We start from the raw sequence: 12,790 nt of genomic DNA on the forward strand, positions 1-12,790 counted from the left end.
ATGACTAAATGGTCAATTAAAACGCTTTGTCTTGTTCAGTTTTCAAGGTTCAATTTCATTAAAGTTAGCTTTGTTAACTTACTAACAAAACTTCTTTTTGTCAATATCTTTTTTGTGGATGATATTGAATTTTAAGTCACAAAAACGACTCCTTAATTTTATCACATCTATATCGTGATGTAAAGAACTTTTTAAAAAACTTTCAGTCGTAATTTTTTTACTGTTACAACGTATTAGATTTTATCAAGTTCGTTAAAATTGTCAACTGCTTTCTAAAGCTTTTTAACTTATTTTCGCAGCGACGAATATTAATATAACACTTTGAACAAAAACCGTCAATACCTTTTTTTAAAAAAACATTTAAGATTTTCATTTCAATTTCTAACATAGAATATATCATTTATATAGCCTATTTTCAACTAGGATAGTATAGAGAAGAGTAGTATTATATCCGTTAATTAATTATTTTTAACGTAAGCCCGAAATAAGAAAATGCGCACCTACAGGGTACGCATGACAAATAACCGTAAAAGCTCGATTTTTTTAATCAGTTTTACGGTTATTTCATTTATAAACTACATTCTTCTCGGATCATCTTCGACCAAGGCATGTACAAATCTAGAATGTCTGGATTTCTATGAATATCTAAATTAGGTAAATCCTTCAGTAATCTTACAAGATAATGATAAAAATCCACACCATTTGCTTTTGCTGTTTCAGCGATACTTAAACAAATCGCATTGGCCTTTGCTCCAGCTTCGCTAACCGAAAACAACCAATTTTTGCGACCAATAACATTGGGACGGATGGCATTTTCAGCTGGATTATTATGCATTTCAATTCGTCCATCTTTTAGGAATGCTTTTAGTTCCTTTGCTCGTTTGAGCGTGTACTCAGCTGCTTTAGCGATGGCGTTTTTCCCGAAGAAAGGTGAGTTTTCTATCCAGTTAAAGAACTTATCAACAATCGGCTTCGAATACTTTTTGCGTTTCTTTTTACGTTTGCTTGGAGATAAATGTTTAAACTCCCTTTCAAGTTGAAATAACTCATCGCAATATTTTACACCGATTCGTCCATTTTTACTTTCAGCCTTTAACCAATAACGACGAACATGAGCCCAACAATTTGCGAAGTTGACCCCTTTAATATTGTCATAGGCGGAATAACCATCGCAGATAATCGTTCCGGAATAATCACCAATAAATCCCTCAAGAACAGATCGAGCTCGTGATAAAGAGCTTTGAAAAAGAACGATGGTCGGACCTTGACTAGGCACACTTCGGTAAACCCAATTATAAGCATTAGATTGACCAGGTTTTCCATCTGACCGATTGATAATTTTCCCATAAGTCTCATCAACGTGTAATATTGATTTAGCCAACAATATACACTTCATTCGATCATAAATAGGCTGGAGCCAATCATGTGATGCTCGAATAACCCAATTCGAGAGATTTTTATCATTTGTTGTTAAACCGAAACGTTCCCATTCCTTTACCTGTCGATAAAGAGGTAAGTATTGTGAAAATTTATCGTAAATTACTTTTGCTAGGACACTGGGACCTGCGATACTCCGTTGGATGGGAGGTTGTGGTGCTCTTCCACGTTTTATTTGCGATTTTTGAGATAAATCACCTTTGCACTCTTTACATTCATAGGCATGTTCAATATGCTGAACTTTTTCCATTCTTGCTGGAATAAATTCAGTTTCTTCACGTACGATTTTGCTGCCTATTTCAGTCATTTGACCTTGGCAACAGTCACAAATTGTATTCTCTGGATGATGATGGATAGCCTTTACTTCAACATTATCATGTAATGAATCATTTCGTTTTTTATTTTGAGCTTTACGGACAACAGTATAAGATATCGTCTGTTGGCTTTGTTCTTCTGTGTGCTCAGATTCATTAAAAGACGGATCATCATCAAATAACGATGTTTGTCCATCTGGTACATTATATTTAGATTTCTCTGTTTTTGATCCATACAAAAGTTTCGTTAAATAGCGAACTTGCTCAGTCAATGTTTCAATCTGTTTGGATAATGCTTCATTCTGTTTATTAGATTGAGCCAATTGTTCTTCAAGTAATTGAATTAATTTTTCATTTTGATTTCGATTATTAGATGAAGCATTAGCCATCAGATTCACCACTTTTCGTTCAAATAAGTTAGTTCAAGTATACCATTCGAACATCAGTGAGAAAATAGTAAAAGTTATATTTTTATAGAAATTAAAATATTCCTTTTGGTGATTGCTGAATTGCTTTTGGTTGTTGAATGGATAACCCTTCAAGAAGCCAGCGAAGCTCTTGCTGCGTTAGGTTTCGAACTTCGTTTTCGTTTTTTGGCCATTGGAGTTTTCCGTTATCTAAACGCTTATAAAGCATGGCGAAGCCATCTCCGTCAAAATATAAACATTTATAGCGATCTTTGCTCCACCCAGAAAACAAGAAAATTGAATCTCCATAGGGATCAAGTTCAAAGGAATCCTGAATTAGTGTAGCTAATCCATCAATTCCTTTTCTCATATCTGTTTTACCACAAATAATATAAATATTTTTGACACTCGTATAATCATGTCTCATAGATTTTTCAGCTCCCTCATTACGGTTTGTATGATGTGCTCATCAACGCCGTTAGTGAAGGTAATTTCAACGTTGCCCGATTTGATCGTACAAGTTGAATTTGAAGAGGGGGTGGCTGGAATTGTAGATGTAATATTTTCAGTTTCGGGATGTAATGTAACGGGGACTATCGTCAGTTTTTGTTCAGGCATGAAAAGCACCTCCTTTAATTGATATCTAAATCTTATCAAGAGGTGCTGCTCAAATATATGCGTTGTTTGAATGGGGGCTTACTTTTTAACAGTGTTTAATGAAAAGATTGTTAGTCCTAATATAACTACTATTCCTCCTAAAATTTGCGTCCAAACTAAAGATTCTCCTAAAATAAAAAATGCCAAAATCGCCGCTCCTACAGGTTCAAACAATATTGCCATTGAGATAACATTCGTACTAACCCATTTAATCGCTAAATTAAATAGTGAATGACCTAAAAGGGTTGCAACAATTGCTAACAATAAAAAGTATAACCAGTCTTCTGCAGGATATGGATATAACGCTTCTCCTTTAATGACGACATAAATGAATAAAGTAAGCGAACTCATAAAATATATTATAAATGTATATGTAATCATTGAAATTCTTTTACGAATTGATTGACCGATTAATAGATAAGCTGTGATTAAGCCGCACGCAATTAAAGCTAATATATCTCCAAGAATTGCTGCTTCGTCTAGATAGAAATCTCCCCAACTTATAATGATACATCCACCAATTGTAATTATGGCACTAATTATTGATTTTATTGATAACGGTTCTTTAAAAAAAATGTAAGTTCCGATAAAAGAAAACAACGGTTGCATAGTTACCAAAACCGTTGAACTAGCGACGGAAGTGTAATTCAATGATTCAAACCATAAAATAAAATGAAATGCTAAAAAAGCGCCGGCTATAGTTGATAATAAAATATCTTTTTTTGTCATATATTTTAACTCTTTTACATATTTAATAAGAAAAAGTGGTGACATTAAAAGAACTGAGAAAAATAAGCGATAAAAAGCGATAACTCCCGATGGTGCTGAAGAGAGTTTTACAAATATAGCGGAAGTCGATACTGAAATTACCCCAATTAGTATTAATATATATGGATTTAAAACTAGTTTCATCATTATTATTAACTCTCCAATTCAAATTTTTATATAATATATATGAGAGAATTATATAAGAAAAAATAAAATAATGTAAGAAGGAGAATGAATTTTGATCGATTATATCGATATAGAAGTCCTAATAAAATTAGGTATTACTGGCCTTTTAGGATTGATAATAGGACTGGAAAGGGAAATTAAAAAGAAACCACTAGGCTTAAAAACCTCTCTAGTCATTTCTATTGTTTCTTGTTTATTAACAATTGTATCTATTGAATCAGCATATATAGTTACAGGTTCAACAAGCGGTGTCAATATTCAAATGGATCCTCTTCGTTTAGCAGCTCAAATCATATCTGGTATTGGTTTTCTAGGGGCGGGAGTTATATTACGTCGCGGTAATGATAGCATTTCCGGGTTAACGACAGCAGCAATTATTTGGGGAGCAGCAGGTATCGGTATAGCCGTGGGAGCAGGGTTTTATATCGAAGCAATTGCAGGAGCACTTTTAATAATAATTAGTGTAGAATTTATTCCATTTATCATGACTTTAATTGGACCAAAACAATTAAAGGAAAGAGATATTGCCCTAACATTAACAGTTGAAAATAAAGAACAAGTAAAAAATATAATTGAAGAAATAAAAAAACTTAAAATTTCTGTGCAAAAACTACGTATCCAAGATGTTGAAGATGGAAAACATTTGATTAAACTAAATATCGGGGTAAGTTATAAATTAGAATTAACCGATTTGTATGATATTGTGTCGAAATTAGATGGGGTTAAAAAAGTAGATATCGAAAGTTTGCATTAAATACTTTTTTATTTATTAGCAACCGTTCCCGTTATTAACTGCTATTCCACAAAAAAAGAATGACCATTTATTTACTTTGAACGTATTAGTTCAGTTTTATTTTGGTCATTCTTTCTATATTAATTCATAAAATTACTCTTCTATTATATATACATTAAACCCAAGCTTTAACGCATACTCAGCCAATCGTTCTGCATTATCTCTATTAGCAAAGGCACCAATTTGAACTTTATATAACGAGTTTCCCCTACCACTATATTTTTTCTCTACTTTTTCACTTAAGTTTAATGCTTTTGCTATCCCATTTGCATGTCCTCTCGCTAGCTTTTTAATAAATCTAGGATTTTTCAAACGTTCTACATCTAGTTTTGTGTCAATAAAACCATTTTCAGTTAAAATCGCTGGCATTTTTGTCGCGCGAAGAACATGAAAATTCGCTTGTTTTTCTCCTCGATTTGTAAAATCTACTTGTTGTAAGATTTCATTATGAAGTAATTTTTGATAAGTTCTTGTTCGTTGACTTACTCTCGGATAAATAAAACTTTCAAACCCTGTTCCTCCTCCAGCATTAATATGAATTGACACGTAAAGGTCTGCACCCCAATGATTTGCAGCATCTGTTCGCTTTTGCAAACTAACCGATTCATCTTTATTTCTTGATAATTTTACTGAAACATTTTCATATTCATTAACAAGGATTTTTTGAAGTTCTTTTGAAATTTGTAAAGTTATGTTCTTCTCCTGTAAGCCGTTTGCGACCGCCCCCGGGTCCATACCACCGTGACCTGGATCAATATAAATCTTAACCATTTTTAACCCTCTCCTTTTAAAAATTTGTTCTTCCAATTTTGTTATGAGAGTTTGCATAGAAAAGGGTTAATCTTTTTTACAATCGTTGATTAACATATAATAATGAAGAAACTCGGATTCTACTAATCAAAAACAAACTCGGATTCTACTAATCAAAAACATATTTAATATGATACACCGGACCCGTCCCCCCGTACCAAAAAAGAGAGTTATTCAGTAGTTACCTTATAATAGTAGGTAATTACTATGAATAACTCTCTTAAGATTAATTATGCAAAAATTCCTCTCGATTTTTCGTAAGTATCAATTTTATCGCTAAGCTTTAAGGTTAAATCTATTTCATCCCAGCCATTCATTATTTTTTCTTTATGGTCTTGAGGAAAGTCGAAGTGAACGATGTTGTTGTCTTCATCGATAATTTTTTGGTTTTCAAGATCAATTTGTAATTCATACTTCGATTGTTCTGCTTTTTCAATCCACTTTTGAATTTGCTCTTTTTCTAATTGTATTACTACAATCCCATTTTTTAATGAGTTATTATAAAAGATGTCAGCAAAACTTGGGGCAATAATAACTTTAAACCCGTAATCAAGTAGTGCCCAAGGAGCATGTTCTCGAGAAGAACCACAACCAAAGTTCTCACCAGTAAGAAGGATACTTGCTCCTTTATACTTCGGATCATTCAAACTAAAATCGTTACGTTCATTTCCATTTTCATCAAAACGCCAATTGTAAAAAAGGAATTGTCCAAAGCCGGTACGCTCAATTCGTTTCAAAAACTGCTTCGGTATAATTTGGTCTGTATCTATATTATCGCGGTCTAATGGATATATAAATCCGGTATGTTTTCTCATCGCTTCCATCCTATGCACCTCCTATTGTAGTACCTCTTGAAATTTTCGTACATCAACAAAATGTCCAGCAATTGCTGCTGCTGCCGCCATCTCTGGACTAACAAGATGCGTACGTGCTCCAGTTCCTTGTCTACCTTCAAAGTTACGGTTTGACGTTGAAGCACATCTTCCACCTGGAGGAACGATGTCTTCATTCATACCAAGACACATACTACATCCTGAATCACGCCATTCAAAACCTGCGTCTTTAAAAATTTGATCAAGACCCTCTTTTTCTGCTTCAGCTTTAACGACCCATGAACCTGGTACGACAATTGCCCGCTTAATATTTGGATGAATTTTTCTACAACGAACAATCTCAGCTGCTTTTCGTAAATCAGATAGCCGTGAGTTTGTACAAGAACCAATAAAGACATGGTCAATTTCAATTTCTGTCATCGGTTGATTTTCCTCTAGTCCCATATATTCTAAAGCTCTTTTCACTTCATCTTTATTATCAACTTCAGCAAGGCTTGGTGTCCTTCCACTAATCGGTACACACATCCCTGGATTTGTTCCCCAAGTAACTTGAGGTTCAATTTCTTCAGCTCGTATCGTTACCGTTTTATCATATTCCGCACCTTCATCCGTCGCAAGAGCCAACCATTCTTCAGCAATTCGGTCAAACTCTTCACCTTTTGGTACGTATCTTCTACCTCTTAAATATTCAATTGTCTTTTCATCAGGACTAATTAGTCCAGCACGTGCACCTGCTTCAATGGACATATTACATACAGTCATGCGACCTTCCATCGTAAGATCCCGGATCGCTTTTCCTGTATATTCGATTATATAACCTTGACCAAAACTTACTCCGAACTTCGCAATAATAGCAAGAATTAAATCTTTTGCCGTTACTCCTGGTCCTAGGTCACCTTCAACATGTACATTTAATGTTTTTGGCTTCCTTTGCCAAATTGTTTGGGTTGCCAAAACATGTTCCACTTCACTTGTTCCAATACCGAACGCAATTGCACCGAATGCACCATGGGTAGATGTATGACTATCTCCACAAACTATTGTTTTACCTGGTTGGGTTAAACCAAGTTGCGGACCAATTACATGAACGATACCTTGGTCAGGGTGAAACATATCTGCTAATTTAATGTCAAACTCCTCACAGTTTTTCTTTAATGTTTCTAATTGTTTTTTAGCAATTTCATCGCGAATCACTTCACGATTAATGGTAGGAACGTTATGATCCATCGTAGCAAATGTCAAATCTGGTCTTCTCACTTTACGATTATTAATTCGTAGCCCTTCAAAAGCTTGTGGAGAAGTCACTTCATGAATCAGATGCAGATCGATATATAATAAATCCGGATGCCCCTCTTCACGATGAACTACATGTTTTTCCCAGATTTTTTCAATAATTGTTTTTGGCTTTCCCATTGATATCCCCCTTTAATCTTTATTTTGAAAAAATTCCTTCTGCAACTTTATCAGCAATAATTGACGTAACTTCATCTGTTGTTACAATTTTTCCATTTTCAATCTGTAAGTCTGGTGTATGATAACCTTCAATTAATGTTTCGTTCACTGCTTCTTCAATGATCGTGGCTTCTTTGTCTAACCCGAAAGAATAACGCAACATGAGTGCTGCAGATAAAATCATGCCTAGAGGATTAGCTACCCCTTTACCTGCAATATCTGGTGCGGAACCGTGAACAGGTTCATAAAGACCAAATGAATCAGAGCGAGTACTTGCAGACGGTAGCATTCCTAGTGAACCTGTTAGGACTGATGCTTCATCACTTAAAATATCACCAAACATATTTTCCGTAACGATGACATCAAAACTACTTGGATTCGTAATAAGTTTCATACTAGCAGCGTCAACATACATATGTTCCACCGTTACATCAGGATAATTTTTACTTTTTTCATTAACAATTTCGCGCCACATTTTACTCGATTCAAGTACGTTTGCTTTATCAACAGACGTTAAACGCTTCTTACGCATTTGTGCAAATTGGAAAGCTTTTTCTACAATTCTTTCAATCTCATTTTTTTCGTAATAAAGTGTATCGACAACGGCTTCACCGTTGTTTCTCCGCTCACTCGGTTGACCAAAGTAAAGTCCGCCCGTTAGTTCTCTTACAATTAACAAATCACTATCTTTAATAATTTCTTCTTTTAAAGGTGAAGCATGAATTAATGCAGAAAAACCTTTTACAGGTCGTAAATTTGCAAACAACCCTAGTTCTTTCCTAATTTTCAGTAATCCTCTTTCAGGACGGATCTCTGCCGGGAGGGAGTCCCATTTCGGACCCCCAACCGCACCTAGTAATACTGCATCCGCTCTTTGACATGCTTCAAGTGTTTCCTTTGGTAATGGTGTATTAAATTCATCAATGGCGCTGCCACCAATTTGTTTTTCAATAAATCCAAATGAATGATTAAAACGTTCAGCAATCACTTGTAAAACCTTTTTTGCAGAATATATAATTTCTTTTCCTATTCCATCGCCTGGTAGTAATACAATTCGTTTTTCCAATGTTTCCTCCTCCAATGGACCGTAAAATTTATTAGGTATTAAATTGTTGCTGGTGCTTTTTCTTCTGTACTTTTCTTAATTAAATAGCGATTCACCGCATTAATATAAGCATTAGCTGAAGCTTCCAATACATCAGAGGCAGTTCCTCTTCCGTTAAATGTATCTCCGTTTACATCCAATTGAACTGTTGATACAGCTAGTGCATCCTTTCCACCACCGATGGAACTAATTTGATAGTCTAGTAACTTCGTATCTTCAATAATTAGTGCATCGATTGCTTTATATAAAGCTTCAACACTACCATTTCCAGTACATGCTGTTTGTACAACTTGTTCATCTGGTCGTTTAATTGATACAGTTGCTGTTGGAATATTCGCTGTTCCTGTGCCATATTGAATTTGGAACATTTCCAACTCATATTTTTTAATTTGATGTGTATTTGTTGTAATTTCCATTAAAATGGCAGTAATGTCATCATCGGATACTTCCTTTTTCCGATCCGTTAGTTGTTTAAATTGTTTAAATGCAACATTTAATTTTTCATCAGAAAGTGTGAAGCCTAATTCATTTACTTTTTCTTTAAATGCATGTCTTCCTGAATGTTTACCTAACACAATAGAGTTTGAATTTACGCCGACTAACTCAGGTGTTATAATTTCATATGTCAAGGTATTTTTCAGAACCCCATCTTGATGAATACCTGACTCATGAGCATAGGCATTTCGGCCGATGACGGCTTTATTCGGCTGTACTGCAATGCCTGTGAATTTTGCAATGAGATCGCTTGTGCGTTTAATTTCATCTAATTTTAAATCGGTATGGTATGGGTAATAATCAGAGCGAATTTTTAACGCAACAGCGATCTCTTCCAAGGCAGCATTTCCTGCACGCTCACCAATTCCATTAATTGTTCCTTCCACTTGTGTAACCCCATTTTGTATTGCCGCTAAAGAGTTGGCTACTGCCATGCCCAAATCATCATGACAATGACAAGATAGTGCAACTTTATCAATATTTGATACCCTTTCACGGATATATTTGAACATATTTCCATATTCTTCAGGCATCGTATAACCAACCGTATCTGGCAAGTTAATAACGTTTGCTCCAGCAGTAATGACCTTTTCTACAATTTCCACTAGGAAATCCCAATCAGAACGTGTAGCATCTTCAGCTGACCATTCTACAATCGGAAAACGTTGTTTCGCGTATTTCACCATATTTACTGACGTTTCAATTACTTCTTCAGGCGTCATGTTAAGCTTATATTTCATGTGAATTGGAGAAGTAGCTAGAAATACGTGAATAGCTGGTTCTTCTGCACCTTTTAAAGCTTCCCAAGCTATATCGATATCTTTTTGCACTGTTCTCGCTAATGCAATTACGGACGTATCTTTAATCGTATCAGCAATTGTTTTAACCGCTTGAAAGTCACCTTCAGATGAAGCTGGGAAACCGGCCTCAATGCGATCTACTCTAAGCCTTTCTAAGTGTCTAGCAATCTCCAATTTTTCCATAACATTCAAGTTCACACCTGGTGTTTGTTCACCATCTCTTAGCGTAGTATCGAAAATTTTAATTTTAGTCATAATCGTTTCCTCCCTTTAAACTTTTTTGATTTTTTTACTAGTAGACATTCATGCTGTTTCATTTTTTTATTATTTATTTTCCAACACTTTATTGAATTATTTTAATAAAGCGTTGGTTTAATACCAATATAAAAAAGCTCTCTTCTCCCACAAAAGGCACTATAAGACCTTCCATTGGGGAGAAGAGAGCTTCCTCTTTCTCGGTACCACCCATGTTCGTAATATCCTCACGAATATTACCTCATGAAGCTAGAGAAAATTTATATACAAATATTGTCGCAAAATCGCGACGCTACTCTAGCTTCCTTTTGATAACGGGTAGTGTTACCCGGCCAAACTTAATTGGTATTAACCGTTCAGTCTGGCACTCAGGGATGAGACTGAAACAGTGTGTATTTCCAGGTTTCCACCCTCCCCGGATCTCTATAAATACAGGCTCACTGTTCCATAGTCCCTTCATCGTTTTATTTGAATAATGTATTATTGTTTTAAAATTTAAAATTAATTTTATTGTTCATTATAATAAGATATTTAAAATAAATAATCAAGTGTTTTTTGTTATTTTTTTAGCCTTATTTAATTAATTGCTTTTTTTGCGACTTTTCTGAACGACCAACAAAGTCTGTTACAGCACCTTTAGCTGCACTGGAAACGGTATGAGCATATTTCCCTAAAATTCCTTTACTATACAATGGTGGCGCGACCCAGTTCTTCCGACGTTGCTCTAATTCTTCCACAGATAAATCGACAGATAGCTCTCTTTTTCCTGGATCGATTGTTATGATATCCCCATCTTCAATTAGTGCAACTGGACCACCAACTTGAGCTTCTGGTGCAATGTGTCCAATTACTAACCCGTGGGTACCTCCAGAAAACCGCCCATCAGTTAATAGAGCAACCTTTTCATCTAAGCCTTTTCCAACAATAATTCCTGAAAGGGATAGCATTTCTGGCATGCCTGGTCCACCTTTAGGTCCAACATAGCGAACAATAATAACGTCCCCTTCTTTAATTTCATTGTTTAAAACAGCCTTAGTTGCTTCTTCTTCAGTATTAAATACTCGTGCAGGTCCAACATGACGATCAACCTTAACACCAGACATTTTGATGACCGCTCCTTCTGGTGCTAGATTCCCTTTTAAAACAATTAATGGACCATCTTTTCTAAGCGGCTTGTCTAATGGCATAACGACTTTTTGCCCTTCTTTTAATTCTGGTGCATTCTCTAAATTTTCTGCCAATGTTTTTCCAGTAACAGTTAAACAATCTCCATGCAATAATCCTGCATTATATAAAACTTTCATTACCGCTTGTGTACCACCAGCTTCAAATAAGTCTTGCATAACGTATTTTCCACTTGGTTTTAAGTCAGCAATATGCGGAGTTTTTTCTTGTATTCTATTAAAATCACCATACGTCAAGTCAACACCAACCGAATGAGCAATAGCTAACAAGTGTAAATATGCATTTGTTGATCCACCTAAAGCCATCACAACGGTAATTGCATTTTCAAAAGCTTTTTTCGTCATTATATCTTTCGGATAAATTCCTTTTTCAAGCAAGTTATAAACCGCTTTCCCTGCTTCGTATACATCGTCTACTTTTTCACTAGACTCAGCAGGATGGGACGCACTACTTGGCAAGCTCATTCCTAATGCTTCAACCGCAGAAGCCATTGTATTTGCTGTATACATACCACCACATGCCCCTGCTCCTGGACAGGCTGCACATTCGATGTCCCTTAATTCCTTCTCACCAATTTTACCTGCATTAAATTGACCAACACCTTCAAAAACGGAAACTATATCGATATCTTTTCCATGTAATATACCAGGTTTTATCGTACCTCCATAAACGAAGACTGCTGGAACTTCACTATTCGCGATTCCCATTAAGCATCCTGGGATATTTTTATCACAGGAACCGATGGCAACTAAACCATCCATGTTTTCCGCTCCAACAACGGTTTCAATCGAATCTGCTATTAAATCACGACTTGGTAAAGAGTACCGCATCCCTTGTGTACCCATAGAAATTCCATCCGAAACTGTAATGGTATTGAACACGAAAGGTACACCACCGGCATCTTTTACACCTTGTTTTGCTCTTTCTGCTAACGAATCTAAATGAATGTTACACGGTGTGACTTCTGCCCAAGTACTAGCTACACCTATCATCGGCTTTTTAAAATCCTCATCGGTTACACCTACTGCCCGAAGCATTGCTCGATTCGGTGATCTCACCGGACCATCAAAAGCATGACTTTTAATTCTTAAATCTTTTTTCACACTCATGTTGTATTCCCCTTTCATTTCTCATTTTGTAATTGAATATATGTAAACTAGTAAATTAAAAAACTAGCTTTTTATTGATTTTTCATCAGTTGAAAATTGTGCACTCCTATGAAGTTTTATAGTCCATTATAAAATTAATTTTCAAATTTTCAATAGCTTTAGATTAAAATATTTTTTTAAAATT

Annotated in this window: 11 protein-coding genes; 1 reads left to right on the top strand and 10 read right to left on the bottom strand. The window is 35.3% G+C overall.

All coding sequences use genetic code 11. The annotated features are described in order from the left end of the window. Window positions 1-568 precede the first annotated feature (568 nt). The 4 genes from tnpC to GW534_RS14135 all read right to left on the bottom strand — a co-directional run bounded on the left by tnpC (window position 569) and on the right by GW534_RS14135 (window position 3,730). Complete coding sequence (tnpC, locus tag GW534_RS14120) at window positions 569-2,140, bottom strand: IS66 family transposase (protein WP_161921637.1); 1,572 nt, start codon at window positions 2,138-2,140, stop codon at window positions 569-571. Between the two features lie 91 nt (window positions 2,141-2,231). After that, window positions 2,232-2,585: an IS66 family insertion sequence element accessory protein TnpB gene (tnpB, locus tag GW534_RS14125; protein WP_161921638.1), complete on the bottom strand. Its 354-nt coding sequence runs from the start codon at window positions 2,583-2,585 to the stop codon at window positions 2,232-2,234. Then, complete coding sequence (locus tag GW534_RS14130; RefSeq protein ID WP_161921639.1) at window positions 2,582-2,776, bottom strand: hypothetical protein; 195 nt, start codon at window positions 2,774-2,776, stop codon at window positions 2,582-2,584. The genes tnpB and GW534_RS14130 overlap by 4 nt, the downstream gene beginning before the upstream one ends. A 78-nt stretch (window positions 2,777-2,854) precedes the next feature. Then, window positions 2,855-3,730: a DMT family transporter gene (locus GW534_RS14135; protein ID WP_161921640.1), complete on the bottom strand. Its 876-nt coding sequence runs from the start codon at window positions 3,728-3,730 to the stop codon at window positions 2,855-2,857. A 94-nt stretch (window positions 3,731-3,824) separates the two neighbouring features. Here GW534_RS14135 and GW534_RS14140 point away from each other — a divergent pair, with 94 nt between their 5' ends. Beyond that, window positions 3,825-4,523, top strand: coding sequence for an MgtC/SapB family protein (locus GW534_RS14140; RefSeq protein ID WP_161921646.1), 699 nt, complete (start codon window positions 3,825-3,827; stop codon window positions 4,521-4,523). Between the two features lie 132 nt (window positions 4,524-4,655). Here GW534_RS14140 and GW534_RS14145 read toward each other — a convergent pair whose 3' ends face one another. From GW534_RS14145 to ilvD, 6 genes are all read right to left on the bottom strand, one after another. Beyond that, complete coding sequence (locus GW534_RS14145; protein ID WP_161921641.1) at window positions 4,656-5,333, bottom strand: N-acetylmuramoyl-L-alanine amidase; 678 nt, start codon at window positions 5,331-5,333, stop codon at window positions 4,656-4,658. A gap of 269 nt (window positions 5,334-5,602) precedes the next feature. Beyond that, window positions 5,603-6,196 (bottom strand): 3-isopropylmalate dehydratase small subunit, encoded by a 594-nt coding sequence (gene leuD, locus GW534_RS14150; RefSeq protein ID WP_161921642.1) that lies wholly within the window; start codon window positions 6,194-6,196, stop codon window positions 5,603-5,605. A 12-nt stretch (window positions 6,197-6,208) separates the two neighbouring features. Then, window positions 6,209-7,618 (bottom strand): 3-isopropylmalate dehydratase large subunit, encoded by a 1,410-nt coding sequence (leuC, locus tag GW534_RS14155; protein WP_161921643.1) that lies wholly within the window; start codon window positions 7,616-7,618, stop codon window positions 6,209-6,211. Between the two features lie 19 nt (window positions 7,619-7,637). Further along, entirely contained in the window at window positions 7,638-8,723 is a 1,086-nt protein-coding gene (gene leuB, locus GW534_RS14160; RefSeq protein WP_161921644.1) for a 3-isopropylmalate dehydrogenase, read from the bottom strand. Window positions 8,724-8,761: 38 nt separating this feature from the next. Beyond that, window positions 8,762-10,312, bottom strand: coding sequence for a 2-isopropylmalate synthase (locus tag GW534_RS14165; protein WP_161921645.1), 1,551 nt, complete (start codon window positions 10,310-10,312; stop codon window positions 8,762-8,764). Between the two features lie 572 nt (window positions 10,313-10,884). Next, window positions 10,885-12,600, bottom strand: coding sequence for a dihydroxy-acid dehydratase (gene ilvD / locus GW534_RS14170; RefSeq protein WP_161921647.1), 1,716 nt, complete (start codon window positions 12,598-12,600; stop codon window positions 10,885-10,887). Between the last annotated feature and the right edge of the window lie 190 nt (window positions 12,601-12,790).

Source organism: Pallidibacillus pasinlerensis, from assembly GCF_009996845.1.
Lineage (GTDB): Bacteria > Bacillota > Bacilli > Bacillales > Caldibacillaceae > Pallidibacillus > Pallidibacillus pasinlerensis.

Bases quoted from the DNA above. Each gene is read 5' to 3' on its own strand.
- tnpC (WP_161921637.1), bottom strand. From the start codon at position 2,140: ATGGCTAATGCTTCATCTAATAATCGAAATCAAAATGAAAAATTAATT.
- tnpB (WP_161921638.1), bottom strand. From the start codon at position 2,585: ATGAGACATGATTATACGAGTGTCAAAAATATTTATATTATTTGTGGT.
- GW534_RS14130 (WP_161921639.1), bottom strand. From the start codon at position 2,776: ATGCCTGAACAAAAACTGACGATAGTCCCCGTTACATTACATCCCGAA.
- GW534_RS14135 (WP_161921640.1), bottom strand. From the start codon at position 3,730: ATGATGAAACTAGTTTTAAATCCATATATATTAATACTAATTGGGGTA.
- GW534_RS14145 (WP_161921641.1), bottom strand. From the start codon at position 5,333: ATGGTTAAGATTTATATTGATCCAGGTCACGGTGGTATGGACCCGGGG.
- leuD (WP_161921642.1), bottom strand. From the start codon at position 6,196: ATGGAAGCGATGAGAAAACATACCGGATTTATATATCCATTAGACCGC.
- leuC (WP_161921643.1), bottom strand. From the start codon at position 7,618: ATGGGAAAGCCAAAAACAATTATTGAAAAAATCTGGGAAAAACATGTA.
- GW534_RS14165 (WP_161921645.1), bottom strand. From the start codon at position 10,312: ATGACTAAAATTAAAATTTTCGATACTACGCTAAGAGATGGTGAACAA.